This window comes from Kitasatospora sp. NPDC002965 (assembly GCF_040611255.1).
GTDB lineage: Bacteria > Actinomycetota > Actinomycetes > Streptomycetales > Streptomycetaceae > Kitasatospora.
This window is the reverse complement of the sequence record NZ_JBEXNT010000175.1, coordinates 1-16,370: the sequence shown is the minus strand read 5'-3', so window position 1 is coordinate 16,370 and position 16,370 is coordinate 1. Positions and strand designations below refer to the sequence as shown.

Sequence of the window (16,370 nt, the reverse complement as noted above, 5' to 3'; positions counted from 1 at the left end):
GAGAGGCCGACGGTGTCCACGACGCGGTCCAGCCACTGCTTGTCGGCCTTGCGGCCGGCGATGTCCATCGGGAGGGTGATGTTCTCCAGGGCGGTCAGGGTGGGGAGGAGGTTGAACGCCTGGAAGATGAAGCCGATGTGGTCGCGGCGCAGCTGGGTGAGCTGCTTGTCCTTGAGGCCGACGAGTTCGGTGTCGCCGATGGTGGAGGAGCCGGAGGAGACGGTGTCGAGGCCGGCCATGCAGTGCATGAGGGTGGACTTGCCGGAGCCGGAGGGGCCCATGATGGCGGTGAACTCGCCCTGCGGGAAGGTGACGCTGACGTTGTCGAGGGCGACGACGCGGGTCTCGCCCTCCCCGTAGACCTTGTTGAGGCCGGTGGCGCGGGCGGCCGCCCGGCCGGTGCGGACGGCGGTTGCGGACATCGTCACGGGGGACTCCTGAGGGCTGTGGACGAAACGGACGATTGCGTTCCGTTCGATTCTCCCAACCCGTCCGCGCCCGGAATGTCGGCCCCGGGTACGGAGGCCCCCCGCCGTCCCGGCGTCCCGGCGGGGGGCTCTCTCCTCCTCAGGTATGACCTCGACCCCGAGGGGGACGGCGGCCCTACTCGATCGCGACGCCCCAGCGCACCGCGAGTCCGGCCAGGCCGTCCGGCACCGCCGTCCCGCTCGGCGTGAACCGCCAGACACCGCCCCGGCGTTGGAAGGAGCCGATCACCAGCGCGGTCTCCGGCACCCCGCCGGTGTCGGCCGTCCAGGCCGCCGGCCCGGTGGTGTCCGGACCGAACGAGACGGCCGCGGACAGCCCGTGCACGTAGCCGAGCGGCAGCGCCGGCTGGTCGTCCTCCTCGGTCGAGACCGCGACCACCACCTCGTCCACGCCCGGCGCCAGCCGCCCCGGCTCCAGGGTCAGTTCGGCCCGGCGCACCGGCTCCCCGGACACCGAGCGGGTGGGATGCACCCGGACGGCGCCGTCGGGGTCCTGCGGGTTGTTGAAGAAGACGAAGTGCTCGTCGCTCAGCACCTTGCCGCCCGCGCAGAGGAAGGCCGAGACGTCCAGCTCGACCGCGTCGCCGCCGGCCGTCCGGCTCCGCCAGGAGAGTGCCACGGTGGTGGCGTGGTCCTCCGCCGAGGGCTCGTCGCCCGGCCGCCGGCCGTTCGCCGGCCCGCTCCCCGAGGCGGCGTCCGCCGACGGGCCGCCCGCCGGACCGCTGCCGGAGGGAGCGCGACCCGCCGTACCGCCCCCGGCCCGGCCGCCGCCGGACGGTCCGCTCCCGTCGCCCAGCCGGCCGCGCAGCCCCTGTTCGGCCAGCAGCTCCACCAGCTCAGGCCCGCTCACCAGCGTCAGCGGCTTGTTGCGGATGTACTCGTACGAGCCCGGTCCGAAGCCGGCCGTGGTCACCAGGATGCCCTTGATCGCGCCGTGGTGGCGGACCGTCGAGTCCAGGTCGCGCACGGCGGTGGGGGAGACCGTCGAGCGGTAGCGCTTCGCCTGGATGACGATCCGTCCACCGGTCACCGGGTCGAGGTCCTCGGCGACCACGTCCACCCCGGCGTCGCCGCTGCGGGCCGTGGTCATCACCCGGAACCCGCGCAGCCGGAAGAGCTCGGCGATCAGCTCCTCGAACTCGATCGGGTCCATCGCGAAGAGGTCCGGCTCGTCCTCGCCGCCCTGCCCCGCCACGCTGCCGCCGACCGTCTCCGGCAGCCGGTCCGGTCGCACCTCGTCCAGCCGCTCCGGACGGGCCGACAGCACACCGCCCAGGCCCTGGAAGCACTCCACCGCCGCCACCCGGTCCAGCGCCAGCCCGGCGAACTCGGCCCGGTCCACGGTCACCGTGGTCAGGAACCGCTCGGCCTCCCGGCCGGTCGCGGGGTCGATCCCCTGGACGAACCCGTTGAGCACCACCGAGGCCAGCAGCCCGTCCCCGTCCGCCCGGTAGAGCTCGGTCACCACCCGCAGCGCGCTCTGCGCCAGCACCTCCCGGTACAGCGCCTTGCGCTCGGTCGCCGGGCGGGCCACCTCCGCCTCCCGGTCGTCGGTCCGCACGTACCGCACCCGGCCCGCCGCCGGCACCACCTCCGGGCCCGGCAGCTCCCAGTTCACCACCAGCTGGCGGCTGGACGCCTCCCAGGCCGCCACCAGCCGGTGCGGGAACCCCTCCGGCCAGGCGGCCGAGGCGTACAGCACGGCGGTGAAGTACTCCTGCACCGCCTCGGCCTGGCCGGAGCGCAGCCGGCGCAGCAACTCCTGCGTCCCGGCCGCCCGTTCCTCGTCCTCCCGGCGGAACCGGGCCACCCACTCCAGGTACTGCCCGTGGTACTCGGCGAGGCGCCGCTGCCGGTCCGCCTCGGCCGCCTGCGCCGCGTACCAGTCCTGCTCGAAACGGGCGCGGGCCTGCGCCGCGTACTGCTCGTACTGCTGCCAGACGCCCGGGTTGCGGGCCTGCACCGGATCCGGCGGCGGTACCCGGTACCGGGTCTGGTCCGGCATCGGCACCGGCTCGCCGAGCCGGCCCGGTTCGAACGCCGGCACCGGGCGCGCCGCCAGCAGGGCCTGCGGCCGGAACGCCGGCCGCCCGAGGCCGGCCGTCAGCAGACCGCTCAACTCGGCGACCCGGGAATCCAGTTCGGCCGTCCGTCGGGCGGCCTCCGCCTCCCGCCCCTGCTGGTACGCGCGCTGCGCCTCCCGCTCGCCGCGGGCGGCGGCCTTCTGCGCCTCCCGCTCCTCCCGCTCACGTCGGCGCTGCTCGGTGGCCTGGGCGCGCCACCTGGCCTCCTCCCGGCGCTGCTCCTGTCGCTGCGCCTCCGCCCAGACCGCCAGCACCCCGTTGTTCCGCCGCCCCGCCACGTCCACCCCTTCGTTCCACGCCCGTCCGGCGCCGCTTCCGTCTCCCGGCCGCGCCGCCGCCGCGCCGCCACAATAGAACGTGGACGGGGGGACCGCGCAAAGCGCCCGCGACCTGCGGTCCTGCGGGGCGGTGAGGCGGTGTCACCCGGCGCCCCCGCCCCGCCGTCGGGCCGCCCCCGCCCCCGCCGCAGGGCCGCCGGTGGTGCGCCGGCTCAGACCGGCGGTGCGTCCGCCCGTACCTCCGCGTACCAGCGCCACTCCGTGCGCCGCGGCCGGCCCGGCAGCTCGGTGCGGCCGGTGGCCCAGAGCAGGGTGGGCCAGGCACCGGCGACGTCGTCGAGCGGGACGTCCGGGAAGACCCGGGCCAGGACGCGGTGGCAGACGTCCGACGGCGGTTGCCAGGGCAGTCCGAGCCCCTCGGCGACGTCGTGCAGGTGGACCAGCGTCTCCACCAGGCTCATCGCGGCGAATCCGGCCGGGTCGGCCAGACCCCAGGGATGGTAGGCCCGCACCCCGGGCGCGGCGGTGCGGGCGATCGCGACCATCAGGGCGCCGCTCGCCTCAAGGACCTGGATCAGCGCGGCCGGGCCGCCGTCACGGTCGACGAAGACGAAGCTGTTCGGTCCGCCGGGGAAGCGCCGCACCGAGAGGAACGGCACGTAGCGGTCCTGCGGCGGCTCGGCCGGGCCGAGTTGGGCGGCGTACGCGAGCAGGTCGTCCGCGAGGTGTTCGACGGTGCTCCAGCAGTCCCAGCTGACCGCACCGGACGGGCGCGACCAGTCGGCGTCGGCGGGCGCGGCCCGCAGGGTGGAGACGGCGAGCCGGAGTACGGCGGCGAGGTCGTCGGGGGTCACGGGCCCGGGCCGGGCGGATTCGGTGATCATGTCCCTGACGGTAGCCGGTCGGCGGCAGCCCAAGGCAGCCCAAGGCAGCCCGAGGCAGCCCCGGGCGGGCCCCGACAGCCTCGCGGGCCTCGGTGGCCCCGGCGCCGCCGGACCACCCGTGGTGTCCCGGTGTCGGACCCGCCGGGTAGCCTCGATGGCTCGGACGGGAGAGGTGAACGTGGCAGAACGACAGGCGGGCCCGGCGACCGGCTGGGTCTCCACCGGCCTGCACTGGCGGGACGGCCGACCGGTGCTGAGCGCCGTCCACGGCCGCCGGGTGCACGAGCGCGAGGCGTCGCCCGGCACCGAGGTCGGCTGGCTGCTGGGCGGACCGCGCCGCTGCACCGGGGCCTGGCTGGTGGGCCAGGACGAGCGCACACCGTGCCCGCACCACGCCGAGATCGCCCCGGACGGCGGGGCCGTGCAGTGCGCGCCCTGCCAGAGCGTCGACCGGGGGCTGGCGCTGGCCCGGGACCAGATCCTCGACGACGGCCGCACCTACCGGCTGTACCTCGCCTGGTTCGGCGAGGGCCTGCTGAAGGTGGGCCTGACCGCCGAGCAGCGCGGCACCAGCCGCCTGCTCGAACAGGGCGCGCTGGCCTGGACCTTCGCCGCCCGGGGTGCGCTCCCCGCCGTGCGCCGGGCGGAACTCACGGTCGCCGCTTCGGGGTTGGCCCGCGAGCGGTTCAACAGCCGGGTCAAGCTGGACCACTGGTGGGAGCACGGCGACCTCGCGCACCGCCGCACGCTGCTCACCGAGGCCCGCTCCCGGGCCCACGGACTGCTCGACGGGCACGGACTGGAACTCCTGGCCGGCCACCCGGTCACCGACCACGTCGAGGTCTTCGGCCTGACCGGCGGCGCTCCGGCCGCCTACCGGCAGATCGACGCGCTCGCGCCCGGAGCGGTGGTCGCCGGGCGGCTGCGCCCGGCGATCGGGCGCCACCTGCTGCTCGACCAGTCCGACGGCACCGAGCCGCTGCTCCTCGACACCCGCCGGCTCACCGGCTGGACGCTCTCCCCGGCGCCGGGCCGACCGCCCTCCGGGCTGTCCCTGCGTCCGCGGGTCCGCCCGGAGGCGCCCGACACCCAGGAGGCGCTGTTCTAGGCCCTCCCGCGGGCGGTGCGGTGACGCCGCTGTCGCCGAGGCGGCGCGGTGAGGGCCGCGCCCCTCATTGTGGTTGCAAATAAAAACCGGCAAGTCTAGGCTCGGCCCTGCCCGGTTTCACATTGCTACCACGGTGCTCCGAGAGGCCCCCCATGATCGCCGCCCACGAGACCTTCGCCGGCACCTTCCCGTACCGTCCGCGTTTCAGCGGTGCCCCCGGCTTCCGGATGCACTACGTCGACGAGGGCGCCGGTCCGGTCGTCCTCTGCCTGCACGGCGAACCCACCTGGGGCTACCTCTTCCGGGACCTCGTCCGCCGCCTCGCGCCCACCCACCGGGTCGTCGTCCCCGACCACATGGGTTTCGGCAGGAGCGAGACCCCCGCGGACCGCACGTACTGGCTGCAGGACCACATCGACAATGCCGAGGCCCTCGTCCTCGACCTCGGCCTGAGCGGGATCACCCTGGTGATGCACGACTTCGGCGGGCCGGTCGGCATGGGCCTGGCCGCCCGGCGGCCCGACCTGGTCGCACGGGTCGTCAGCGTCAACGGCCCCACCCCGTTCGGCCAGCCCGACCTCGCCGAGGTGCTGGCCGCCAACGCCGCCGACTCCCCGTGGTTCCGCTGGATCGCCCGGGCCCACGCCGACGGCACCCTCGACGCCGTCCTCGGCGACCTCGGCCGCGACGTCCTCGGCACCCTGCGCCTCAACGGCTTCGAGAACCCCGCCCTGATCACCGACACCTGGCTCCGCGCGTACGGCGCACCGTTCCCGACCCCGGGGCAGAGCCTCGGCGCGATCGGCTGGGCGAAGGGCTTCGCGACCGGCGCGCACCGGTTCGAGGAGCCGTCGGACGAGGCCCGCGCGGCGCTGGCCGCCGTTCCCGCGCTGGCCGTCTGGGGCGCCGCGGACCGGACGCTGAACGCCCGGCACTTCCTCCCGCTGTTCCGTGCGGCCTTCCCGGAGGGCCGGGTCGTCGAGCTGCCCGGGGTCGGCCACTACAGCCCGGAGGACGCTCCGGAGGAGGTCGCCGACCTGCTCGGGCGCTTCCTGGCCGAGACGGACCCGACCGTCCCCGCTCCGCAGGGGGCCTGAACGCAACGGCCCCCGAGCCGCCGGAGAGGTTCTAGGCGAGCTTGCCGCGCACCCCGCCGGGTCCGGAACGGGCCCGCCGGGAGAGCGGGGGCCGCGACGGCCGGACGTCCGGCCGTCCGCCGGTCGACTCCTCCGGTGCGGCGCCGGTGCGCGTGGCCCGGGCGGCCGCCAGCGCGATCCGGGCGAGCAGCGGGTCCTCCCGGACCCCGGCCTCCCGCTTCACCGCCTGGCACCGTGCGCACCAGAGCGGCGACGCGGGCCCGTCCGGGTAGGCCATCCCCTCGGGCGGCAGGTAGTGGCTGCCGCACTCGACGCATTCGAAGACCAGCCTCATCCGACGATCACCGTCCCGGAACCGTGGCACCGACCGCATGGCGACCAGAAGGTGTGGATCCTCGGCACCATGCTCCCTTCCTCATCGAGCTCGACCGTGGCCTCGGTCTTCTCGGTCCCTCCGGACCCGCCGCACCCGGAGCAGGACTGAACCTCGGGCATATGCGTTCCTCCTCGGCGCGGGCACCACGGTAGCGCGAATCACGGTGGCCCAGCACCGATCCTGACGAACCGTCGCGGAAGCGGGGCGCGCACGACCGGTTCGCGCGCCCCCGGGGGAGCTCAGCGGGCGACCGTCCGGAAGCCGCAGTTGCCGCTGGTCGACTCCGGGGTGTTCCCGGTGCGGGCGGCGACCCGGTAGCGGTTGCAGTAGGAGTCGTGGCACAGGTACGAGCCGCCGCGCAGCACCCGGCGCCCGGTGCCGTCCGGGCAGTGCTCCGGTCCGCGCGGGTCGAGGCGCGGTGAGCGCGCGTACCAGCCGGGGTCGAAGCGGTCGGCGCACCACTCCCAGACGTTCCCGGCCACGTCGGACAGGCCGAAGCCGTTGGGCGGGTAGGTGCCGACCGGCGCGGTCGCGTACCAGCCGTCCTCGCCGGTGGGCAGGTCGGGGAACCGGCCCTGCCAGATCCGGCAGCGGTGCTCGCCGTCCGGGCGCAGCTCGTCGCCCCACGGGTAGCGGCGGCCGGCCAGCGGCCCGCGGGCGGCGTACTCCCACTCGGCCTCGGTGGGCAGCCGGCGGCCGGCCCAGTGGCAGTAGGCGAGCGCGTCACGGTGGCTGACGTGCACCACGGGGTGGTCGAGCTGGTCGGCGGCGTCCCCGAGCGGCCCGTGGGGGTGGCGCCAGTCGGCGCCGCGGACCTCCAGCCACCAGGGCGCGGCGGGGGAGCGGCCGAGCAGGTCGGCGGGTTCGGCGAGCGCGAACAGGTGGAAGACGGCGGAGGAGCCGGCCCGCTCGGCGTCGGTGCGGTAGCCGGTGGCCTCGACGAAGGCCGCGAACCGGGCGGTGGTGACGGGCTCGGTGTCGATGGTGAAGGGGGCCAGCTCCACCTCGTGCACCGGTGTCTCGCCGTCGGCGGGGTACCCCTCGTCGTGTGCGTCCCCCATCGCGAACACGCCTCCGGGCAGCGCCGCTTCGGGGTGTACGGGCCGGGCGTCGGCGGCCCGGGGCGGGAGCGGGAGGACGGGCGCGTCGGCGGCCCGGGCCGACGGCAGGCAGCAGGACCGTTCGGCGGGGGGTTGACTCATGGGGCCAAGCTATAGCACTTTTCACCTAGGTGAGAATGCACCTAGCTGTCGTCACGGAAGAGGGAAGCGCCCCCGGTGAAGTTCGACCACGTCCTGCTCGGCCTGCTGGCCATCCACCCCCGCAGCGGCTGGGACCTCAAGCAGTGGCTGGCGGGGGAGGGCCAGTTCGTCCGTTCGAACGCCCACCAGAGCCAGATCTACCGGCTGCTCAACCGGATGGCCGAACAGGGCTGGGTCGCCTTCGAGACCGACCCGCGCGACGGCCGCCCGGACGCCAAGGTGTACCGGCTGACCGGGGCCGGCCGCGCCGAGCTGGTCACCGAGGCCCGTTCGCCGTACCGGCCGACCAGCCGTTTCCAGGACCCGGACTTCATGGCCCGGTTCTACTTCACCGGCCTGGTCGCCCCGGACCGGCTGATCGACCTGATCGACACCGAACTCGCCTACCGGCGGCGCCAGGTGGCCACCATGCGCGGCCGCGACCGGTCCGTGGCCTTCGCCGAGGGCGTCCCCGAGGCCGACGCCCACCGGGTCCGCCTGCTCCGCGAACTCACCCACCAGTACGGCGCGTCCGCCGTCGACGCCTGGCTCGACTGGCTGGAACGCACCCGCCGCCTGCTCGGGGACGCGCTGCCCGACCCCGCCGCCGACCCCGATCCCGATCCCGCCGCCGAAGCCCGCCCTGCCGCCGAAGCCCGCCCCGCCGCCGAAGCCCGCCCCGCGCCCATCGAAGGAGACTCCGCCCGGTGAAAGCCGTCCTGGTCATGTTCGACAGCCTCAACCGCCGCTTCCTGCCGCCCTACGGCTGCGACTGGACCCTGGCCCCGAACTTCAGCCGCCTCGCCGCCCGATCCGCCACCTTCGACAACTGCTACGGCGGCTCGATGCCCTGCATGCCGGCCCGCCGCGAGATGCACACCGGCCGCTACAACTTCCTGCACCGCTCCTGGGGCCCGCTGGAGCCCTTCGACGACTCCGTCCCCGACCTCCTCGGCAAGGCCGGCGTCTACACCCACCTGGTCACCGACCACCAGCACTACTGGGAGGACGGCGGCGCCACCTACCACAACCGGTACGGCAGCTACGAGTTCTTCCGCGGCCAGGAGGGCGACAAGTGGAAGGGGCACGTCGCCGACCCGGACATCCCCGAGACGCTCTCCTGGCGCGCCGGCCCGGCCTGGCGCCAGGACTGGGTCAACCGTCAGTACCTGCAGGACATCGCCGACCACCCGCAGACCCGCACCTTCGACGCCGGTCTGGAGTTCCTCGCCACCAACCGCGACCAGGACCGCTGGTTCCTGCAGATCGAGTGCTTCGACCCGCACGAACCCTTCTACTCCTACGCCGAGCACAAGAAGCACTACCCGCACGACTGGGACGGCCCGCACTTCGACTGGCCCGACTACAGGCGCGTCACGGAGAGCCCCGAGGCCGTCGAGCACGCCCGCAACGAGTACGCCGCGCTGCTCACCATGTGCGACGACTCGCTCGGCCGGGTCCTCGACGCCTTCGACGAGCACGACCTCTGGGACGACACCCTGCTGATCGTCTGCACCGACCACGGCCTGCTGCTCGGCGAGCGCGGCTGGTGGGGGAAGAACATCCAGCCCTGGTACGACGAGAACATCCACACCCCGCTGTTCGTCTGGGACCCGCGCACCCGTGCCACCGGCCACCGCGCCGCCCTCGTCCAGACCGTCGACCTCGGGCCCACCCTGCTGGAGTACTTCGGCGTCCCGCGCACCCCCGACATGCAGGGCCGCCCGCTCGCCGACACCGTCGCCCACGACACCCCCGTCCGGCTGCACGGCCTGTTCGGCGTCTTCGGCGGGCACGTCAACATCACCGACGGCCGGTACGTCTACATGCGCGCCTGCAAGGACGCCGACAACCGCCCGCTGTACGAGCACACCCTGATGCCCACCCACATGCACGGCCCCTTCACGCCGCAGGAGCTGGCCCCCGCGACCCTGGCCGGACCGCTGCCCTTCACCAAGGGCATGCCCGTCCTGCGGCTGCCCGCCAACGCCTGGGGCAACCCGTACGCCTTCGGCACCCTGCTGTTCGACCTCTACACCGATCCGGACCAGGAACAGCCGCTGGTCGACGACGCGTTGGAGCTCCAGCTGGCGGCCCTGCTCACCCAGGCGCTGCGGGACGCCGACGCCCCGGCCGACCAGTTCGAACGGCTCGGCCTGCCCGCCGCGGGGCCGGTCACGGCCGAGCACCTCCAGGTCCGTGCCCAGCGCCCGCAGGCACTCGCCTCCGCCGAACCCCTCCCCGAGGCCGGGGACTTCCCGGACACCCCGCTCTCCGTGCACACCCCGCTGCGCACCCTGCTGGAGGACGAACGGGCCGCCGCGGCCGTCCTGGAGCGGCTGCCGATGCTGGCCGCCCCGGGCCTGCGGGCGATGCTCGGCGCACTCTCGCCGTTTCGGCTCGCCGCCATGGGCCCGTCCGTCCGGCCCGCGGACCTGCGCGCCCTCGCGGACGCCCTCGCCGGGCTGCCCGCCCCGGCCGGACCGGCCGAGTAGCGGACGGCGGAGCAGCGGACGGCTGGCCGGGCGGCGGGCGGCGGTGGCGGACCCCGGGCCCGCCGTCGGTTCAGCCGAACGAGCTGCGCAGGAACTCGCGGTTCATCGCGGCGATGCTGGGCAGCGGGATGCCCTTCGGGCAGGCCGTGGCGCACTCGCCGGTGTTGGTGCAGCCGCCGAACCCCTCGGCGTCCATCGCGGAGACCATCTCGCGCACCCGCGACCTCCGCTCCGGCGCGCCCTGCGGGAGGATGTTGAGGTGGACCACCTTCGCGGAGGTGAAGAGCATCGCCGACCCGTTCGGGCAGGCGGCCACGCAGGCGCCGCAGCCGATGCACTCGGCGTGCTCGAACGCGGTGTCGGCGGCCTCCTTGGGCACCGGGGTGGCGTGCGCGTCGGGCGCGCTCCCGGTCGGGGCGGTGATGTAGCCGCCCGCGCCGATGATCCGGTCGAAGGCCGAGCGGTCCACCACCAGGTCCTTGACCACCGGGAACGCCGCCGCGCGCCACGGCTCGACGTCGATGGTGTCGCCGTCGGTGAAGTGCCGCATGTGCAACTGGCAGGTGGTGGTCCGCTCGGGGCCGTGCGCCCGGCCGTTGATGACCATGCCGCAGGCGCCGCAGATCCCCTCGCGGCAGTCGTGGTCGAACGCGACGGGCGTGTCGCCGCGGGTGATCAGCTCCTCGTTGAGGGTGTCGAGCATCTCCAGGAAGGACATGTCCGGACTGATCCCGCCGACCTGGTAGGTGGTCATCGAGCCCGGCGTGTCCGGGCCCGCCTGGCGCCAGATCCGAAGGGTGAGGTTCACGCGTAGCTCCGTTGGGTGGGGTGGACGTGCTCGAAGTCGAGGTGCTCGCGGTGGAGCACGGGCGCCTCGCCGGTGCCGGTGAACTCCCAGGCGGCGGCGTAGGAGAACTCCTCGTCGCGCCGGGCGGCCTCGCCGTCCGGGGTCTGGCTCTCGGTGCGGAAGTGGCCGCCGCAGGACTCGGCCCGGTGCAGTGCGTCCAGGCACATCAGCTCGGCCAGTTCGAAGTAGTCGACCAGCCGGTTGGCCTTCTCCAGCGACTGGTTCAGCTCCTCGCCGGTGCCGGGGACCTTGATCCGGCGCCAGAACTCCTCGCGCAGGAGCGGGATCCGGGCCAGCGCCCGGCGCAGCCCCTCCGCGTCGCGGGCCATCCCGCACTCGTCCCAGAGCAGTTCGCCGAGCTCGCGGTGGAAGGAGTCGGGCGTCCGGTCGCCGTCCACCGCGAGGATCAGGTTCAGCCGGTCCGTCACCTCGGCCTCGACCGTGGCGATCTCCTCGTGGTCGGCCGGGACGGCGGGGAGCCTCTCCCGGGCCAGGTAGTCGTTGAGCACCGGCGGGAGCACGAAGTAGCCGTCCGCCAGGCCCTGCATCAGGGCGCTGGCGCCGAGCCGGTTGGCGCCGTGGTCGGAGAAGTTGGCCTCGCCGACGGCGAACAGCCCCGGGACGGTGGTCTGGAGGTCGTAGTCGACCCAGAGCCCGCCCATCGTGTAGTGGATCGCCGGGTAGATCCGCATCGGCACCCGGTACGGGTCCTCGGCGGTGATCCGTTCGTACATCTCGAACAGGTTGCCGTACCGGGCCTCCACCGCGTCCCGGCCCAGCCGGCGGACGGCGTCGGCGAAGTCGAGGTAGACCCCCTGGCCGCCGGGGCCGACGCCGCGGCCCTCGTCGCAGACGTTCTTGGCGGCCCGGGAGGCGATGTCGCGCGGGACCAGGTTGCCGAAGGACGGGTAGATCCGCTCCAGGTAGTAGTCCCGCTCGTCCTCCGGGATCTCGGCCGGCGGCCGGGTGTCGCCCTTCGCCTTCGGCACCCAGATCCGGCCGTCGTTGCGCAGCGACTCGCTCATCAGGGTGAGCTTGGACTGGTGCTCGCCGGAGCGCGGGATGCAGGTGGGGTGGATCTGGGTGAAGCACGGGTTGGCGAAGTACGCGCCGCGCCGGTGCGCCCGCCAGATCGCGGTGGCGTTGGAGTTCTTGGCGTTGGTGGAGAGGTAGAAGACGTTGCCGTACCCGCCGCTGGCGAGGACCACCGCGTCGGCGGTGTACGTCGAGACCGCGCCGGTGACCAGGTCGCGGGCGACGATCCCGCGCGCGCGCCCGTCGATCACCAGCAGGTCGAGCATCTCGGTGCGGGCGTGCATCTCCACGTTCCCGGCGGCGATCTGCCGGGACAGCGCCTGGTAGGCGCCGAGCAGCAGCTGCTGGCCGGTCTGGCCGCGGGCGTAGAAGGTCCGGGAGACCTGGACGCCGCCGAACGACCGGGTGTCCAGCAGGCCGCCGTACTCGCGGGCGAACGGCACGCCCTGGGCCACGCACTGGTCGATGATCTCCACCGAGACCTGGGCCAGGCGGTGCACGTTGGACTCGCGGGCACGGAAGTCGCCGCCCTTGACGGTGTCGTAGAAGAGCCGCCGGACCGAGTCGCCGTCGTTGCGGTAGTTCTTGGCCGCGTTGATGCCGCCCTGGGCGGCGATCGAGTGGGCCCGCCGGGGGGAGTCCTGGAAGCAGAACTGGACGACGTGGTAGCCCTGTTCGGCGAGGGTGGCGCCGGCCGCGCCGCCGGCCAGGCCGGTGCCGACCACGATGACGGTGTGCTTGCGCCGGTTGGCCGGGTTGACCAGCTTGGCGTCGAACCGCCGCTGGTCCCACCGCTGTTCGATCGGCCCGGCGGGGGCCCGGGTGTCGGCGACCGGCTCACCGGTCCGGTAGTCGCTGTAGTCGGTGCTCAACTCACCACTCCGGTCATGACGGCCACGGGGACGGACAGGAAGCCCACGGTCAGCAGCAAGGCCAGGCCGTTGGCGGTCAGCTTCAAGGCGCGGTCCCGGCGGGCGTTGTTGGCGCCGAGGGTCTGCGCGGCGCTCCAGAAGCCGTGCCGGACGTGCAGGCCGACCGCGAGCATCGCGACGATGTAGATCCCGCAGCCGTACCACGTCCCGAACGAGGCCACGATGTTCTGGTACGGCTTGCCGTGCTCCGCGTTGGGGTTCACGGTCAGCGTGGTCAGGTCGAGGATGTGCCACACGAGGAAGAGCGCCAGGATCACCCCGCCCCAGCGCATGGTCCGGGTCGCGTAGCTCGCCCGCCGCCGCCGGTGCGCGTACCGGGCCGGCCGGGCGGCCAGGTCGCGCCGGCTCAGCTGGTACGCGGCCACGCCGTGCAGCAGGACGGCGGCCAGCAGGCCGACCCGGGCGATCCAGAGGAACCACTCGTGCCCGAGGAACGGCTGACCGAGGGTGCGCAGCCAGGCCGCGTAGCCGTTGATGTCCTCCGGCCCGAAGAACACCTTGAGGTTGCCCAGCATGTGCGCGACCAGGTAGAGCAGCATGACCAGTCCGCTGACGGCCATGACCGCCTTCTTGCCGACGGTCGACCGCCACAGGGTGGCCAGGGTGGACGGATGCCGGGCCGTCCGAGTCGCGGTTGTCATGGCGCCAACGGTAGGGACGGCGGCGACGGTACGTCCAAGACATGATTCGGCTCGCGACCATAGCCCCCGGCTATCGTGCCGGGCGGCCGGGGCGGCCTATCCTGGCCGGGTGCAGCTCCAGCAACTCCGCTACTTCGTGGCCGTCGCCGAGACCCGTCACTTCACCCGGGCCGCCGAGGAGGTGCATGTGGCACAGCCTTCACTCTCGCAACAGATCCGGTCCCTGGAAAGGGAGTTGGGAGCCGAGCTGTTCCACCGCACGCGCGGCAACATCGCCCTGACCGACGCCGGCGGGGCGCTGCTGCCGCTCGCCAGGCGCATCCTCGCCGACACCGAGAACGCCCGCCTCGCCGTCCAGGAGACCGTGCAGCTGCGCCGGGGCCGGGTCCGGCTGGGGGCACCGCCGAGCCTCTGCACCAGCCTGGTGCCGGACGTCCTGCGGGTCTTCCGGGACCGCTACCCGGGGGTGGCCCTGGTGGTCCGGGAGGGCGGCTCGGGCGATCTGGTGCCGGCGCTGACCTCGGGGGAGCTGGACCTCGCGCTGGTCATCACCCGGCCGGGCGGTGCGGCCGGACGGTCCGGGCATCCGCTGGCCGTCACGGAACTGCTGCACGAGGAGCTGGTGCTGGTGGAGCGCGAGGCCGCTCGGCCGGGGCCCGGTGACCGGGCCGGCGCGGGCCGGGCACCCGCCCGGCGGCGGAAGGTCCGGGTGACGGAGCTGCGCGGGCGTCCGCTGGTCATGTTCCGCGAGGGCTACGACCTGCGCGAGGCGACCCTCGCGGCCTGCCGGGCGGCCGGGTTCGAGCCGGAGTTCGCGGTCGAGGGAGGCGAGATGGACGCGGTGCTCGGCTTCGTCCGGGCCGGGCTCGGGCCGGCCGTGCTGCCCGGCATGGTGGCGGCCCGCTCGGGGCTGGTGGTGACCCCGTTCGCCGCCCCGGGGCTGGGGCGCAGCATCGCGGTGGCGCACGACTCGGAGGTGCCGCTGACCCGCGCCGCGGAGGCGCTGCGGACGACCCTGCTGGCCCACCTGCGGGACGCGGCCCACGCCGGTGAGCTGCCGCCGGGCACGCGGTTGCTGCTGGCGTGAGCCCCCCCGGGCCCCGCCGGTCCGGGCGTCGGGTCCGGGCGTCGGGTCCGACGAGCCGGCCGCCGTCCGACCGGTCGACCCTCCGGGCGTTCGAACGGTTGGCACCCTGTGCGAATCACCCGAATCGTGACCTGGCCGCTCCGGAGGCCCGGAACCCGCTGTTCCCGGGCTGCGTCCCAGGTAGCGGCGGTGGTGCCGTAAGGTGCGACGCCGCAGAGCCGCGGGAGCGACGGGGAGAACGCGAAGCGATGGACGACCGGAAGCAGCAGGACCACAGACAGACCGGGGGCGCGACCGCCCCCGCCGCGGGGGATGCCCGGGTGCCTTCGGACGAACGGCCGTGGGAACTCCCGGAGTACCTCCACGAACGGGAGCTCGGTGCCGGGGCGAGCGGCCGGGTGGTGCGCGCCCGCCACCGGGTGACCGGCACCCCGGTCGCGGTCAAGTACCTCCACGGCTCCGTCGGCACGCCCGGCCTGCGCACGGAGGCCGAGGTCCTCGCCGGCATCGACTCCCCGCACGTCACCCGGCTCTACGAGTACGTGGAGGGGGAGCGGGGCTCGGCCATCGTGATGGAGCTGGTGGACGGCATCGCGCTGCGCGATCTGCTCCGGGCGGAGGGCGCCACCACGCCGGAGGCCGCCCTGGTCGTGCTGAAGGGCTCGCTGCTCGGCCTGGCCGCCGCGCACGAGGCCGGCGTGGTGCACCGCGACTACAAGCCCGCCAACGTCCTGGTGGACACCGTCGGCACCTCCAAACTGGTCGACTTCGGCATCGCCGTGCCGAGCGGTGACGACCGTGACGTCTCCGGCACCCCCGCCTACATGCCGCCCGAGCAGTGGGCGGGGCGGCCCGCCTCGCCGGCCGGCGACGTCTACGCGGCCACCGTCACCTTCTTCGAGTGCCTCACCGGCGCCCGTCCCTACGGCGGCACCACGATCGCCGAACTCGCCGTCCAGCACACCGAGGCCCCGATCCCGGCGGAGCTGGCGCCGGACCCGGTCCGGCCGCTGATCCTGTCCGGCCTGGCCAAGGATCCGGAGGACCGGCCCGGCAGCGCGACCGCGCTCGTCGAGGAGCTGGAGGCGGTCGCGGCCGCCGGGTACGGACCGCAGTGGGAGGAGAAGGGACGGCTCGACCTGACGGCACTGGTCGCCCTGCTCGCGCTGCTGCTGCCCGGTGCGGGCGCCGCCGCCGGAGGCACCTCGCTGGCCCACACCACCCTGGGCGGCACCGGGGCCCCGACGGCGGAGACCGTGGGCGGGGCCGGTCCTGCCCCGTCCGCGGCCGTCCGGGAGAGCCTGGTCCGGCGCGGGGTGCGGCTCGGCACCCGCGGCAAGGCCCTCGTCGGCGTCGCGGCCGGCGCGCTGACCCTCGCCACGCTGGCGGGCATGGCCATGGCCGGGGCCGCCGACGGCGGTGGCCGCACGGTCGTGGGCGGCGCCGCCCCGGAGGCGACCACCACCCTCGGCGCGCCCGACCCGGCGGGCGACCCCTCACCGGCCGGCCCGCCGGCGGGCCCGGACACCCCGAGCACGGACCCGTCCGCTCCGACGGCCGCGCCGACGGGCCCGGACACCTCGAGCACCGGCGCCACGGCCGTACCGACGGTCGGGCCGACGGCGGGCCCGGGCAGTCCGGGCGGCGGCCCCAAGCCCTCGCCGACCGGCAAGACCCCGGCGGGGGCGGGGGAGCCGCCCCGCCCCGCGCCCCGCCCCCCCGCCCTGCCCCCCGGGGCGCCCCGCGGCGGCGGGGCGCCCCCCGCGCCCCCCACCGG

Annotated in this window: 14 protein-coding genes; 6 read left to right on the top strand and 8 right to left on the bottom strand. The window is 74.7% G+C overall.

Features of this window, described 5'->3' with window-relative positions; genetic code table 11:
- The 3 genes from ABZY91_RS38045 to ABZY91_RS38035 all read right to left on the bottom strand — a co-directional run.
- A partial coding sequence (locus ABZY91_RS38045) for an ATP-binding cassette domain-containing protein (protein ID WP_355408339.1) occupies positions 1-422 on the bottom strand: 422 nt, incomplete at its 3' end.
- A 181-nt stretch (positions 423-603) separates the two neighbouring features.
- Positions 604-2,850: a restriction endonuclease gene (locus ABZY91_RS38040; RefSeq protein ID WP_355408337.1), complete on the bottom strand. Its 2,247-nt coding sequence runs from the start codon at positions 2,848-2,850 to the stop codon at positions 604-606.
- A gap of 212 nt (positions 2,851-3,062) precedes the next feature.
- The gene (locus ABZY91_RS38035) at positions 3,063-3,734 is read right to left on the bottom strand and encodes a maleylpyruvate isomerase N-terminal domain-containing protein (RefSeq protein WP_355408335.1); all 672 of its coding nucleotides are present in this window, start codon (positions 3,732-3,734) and stop codon (positions 3,063-3,065) included.
- 178 nt (positions 3,735-3,912) lie between these two features.
- Here ABZY91_RS38035 and ABZY91_RS38030 point away from each other — a divergent pair, with 178 nt between their 5' ends.
- A complete protein-coding gene (locus ABZY91_RS38030) occupies positions 3,913-4,842 on the top strand; it encodes a DUF2797 domain-containing protein (RefSeq protein WP_329879293.1) in 930 nt (309 codons plus the stop codon).
- A gap of 152 nt (positions 4,843-4,994) precedes the next feature.
- A complete protein-coding gene (locus tag ABZY91_RS38025) occupies positions 4,995-5,939 on the top strand; it encodes an alpha/beta fold hydrolase (protein ID WP_355408333.1) in 945 nt (314 codons plus the stop codon).
- A gap of 31 nt (positions 5,940-5,970) precedes the next feature.
- Here the strand turns inward: ABZY91_RS38025 and ABZY91_RS38020 are convergent, their stop codons facing one another.
- A complete protein-coding gene (locus tag ABZY91_RS38020; protein ID WP_355408331.1) occupies positions 5,971-6,273 on the bottom strand; it encodes a hypothetical protein in 303 nt (100 codons plus the stop codon).
- 281 nt (positions 6,274-6,554) lie between these two features.
- On the bottom strand, positions 6,555-7,517 hold the full coding sequence (locus ABZY91_RS38015) for a formylglycine-generating enzyme family protein (protein WP_355408329.1): 963 nt from the start codon (positions 7,515-7,517) through the stop codon (positions 6,555-6,557).
- 75 nt (positions 7,518-7,592) lie between these two features.
- Between ABZY91_RS38015 and ABZY91_RS38010 the strand changes: the two genes are divergently transcribed.
- Positions 7,593-8,267 carry a PadR family transcriptional regulator gene (locus ABZY91_RS38010; protein WP_355408327.1) on the top strand — a complete coding sequence of 225 codons (675 nt, stop codon included), beginning with the start codon at positions 7,593-7,595 and terminating at the stop codon, positions 8,265-8,267.
- On the top strand, positions 8,264-10,051 hold the full coding sequence (locus tag ABZY91_RS38005) for a sulfatase (RefSeq protein ID WP_355408325.1): 1,788 nt from the start codon (positions 8,264-8,266) through the stop codon (positions 10,049-10,051). The genes ABZY91_RS38010 and ABZY91_RS38005 overlap by 4 nt, the downstream gene beginning before the upstream one ends.
- A 70-nt stretch (positions 10,052-10,121) precedes the next feature.
- On the opposite strand, the gene ABZY91_RS38000 is transcribed toward ABZY91_RS38005, so the two are convergent.
- From ABZY91_RS38000 to ABZY91_RS37990, 3 genes are read right to left on the bottom strand one after another with little or no spacing between them, the layout of a single operon-like run.
- Positions 10,122-10,859, bottom strand: coding sequence for a succinate dehydrogenase/fumarate reductase iron-sulfur subunit (locus ABZY91_RS38000; RefSeq protein ID WP_355408323.1), 738 nt, complete (start codon positions 10,857-10,859; stop codon positions 10,122-10,124).
- Positions 10,856-12,805, bottom strand: a complete 1,950-nt coding sequence (locus ABZY91_RS37995; RefSeq protein WP_329951799.1) for a fumarate reductase/succinate dehydrogenase flavoprotein subunit — start codon at positions 12,803-12,805, stop codon at positions 10,856-10,858. Before ABZY91_RS37995 ends, ABZY91_RS38000 begins: the two co-directional genes overlap by 4 nt.
- The gene (locus ABZY91_RS37990) at positions 12,802-13,506 is read right to left on the bottom strand and encodes a succinate dehydrogenase cytochrome b subunit (protein WP_355408321.1); all 705 of its coding nucleotides are present in this window, start codon (positions 13,504-13,506) and stop codon (positions 12,802-12,804) included. Before ABZY91_RS37990 ends, ABZY91_RS37995 begins: the two co-directional genes overlap by 4 nt.
- 109 nt (positions 13,507-13,615) lie before the next feature.
- Between ABZY91_RS37990 and ABZY91_RS37985 the strand changes: the two genes are divergently transcribed.
- Together ABZY91_RS37985 and ABZY91_RS37980 are read left to right on the top strand one after the other, a co-directional pair.
- Complete coding sequence (locus tag ABZY91_RS37985; RefSeq protein WP_329879284.1) at positions 13,616-14,593, top strand: LysR substrate-binding domain-containing protein; 978 nt, start codon at positions 13,616-13,618, stop codon at positions 14,591-14,593.
- Positions 14,594-14,841: 248 nt separating this feature from the next.
- On the top strand, positions 14,842-16,370 hold a 1,529-nt coding region (locus ABZY91_RS37980; protein ID WP_355408318.1), incomplete at its 3' end, for a serine/threonine-protein kinase.

Coding starts and splice junctions, on each gene's coding strand:
- ABZY91_RS38035 (WP_355408335.1), bottom strand. CDS start 3,734: ATGATCACCGAATCCGCCCGGCCCGGGCCCGTGACCCCCGACGACCTC.
- ABZY91_RS38025 (WP_355408333.1), top strand. CDS start 4,995: ATGATCGCCGCCCACGAGACCTTCGCCGGCACCTTCCCGTACCGTCCG.
- ABZY91_RS38020 (WP_355408331.1), bottom strand. CDS start 6,273: ATGAGGCTGGTCTTCGAATGCGTCGAGTGCGGCAGCCACTACCTGCCG.
- ABZY91_RS38015 (WP_355408329.1), bottom strand. CDS start 7,517: ATGAGTCAACCCCCCGCCGAACGGTCCTGCTGCCTGCCGTCGGCCCGG.
- ABZY91_RS37990 (WP_355408321.1), bottom strand. CDS start 13,506: ATGACAACCGCGACTCGGACGGCCCGGCATCCGTCCACCCTGGCCACC.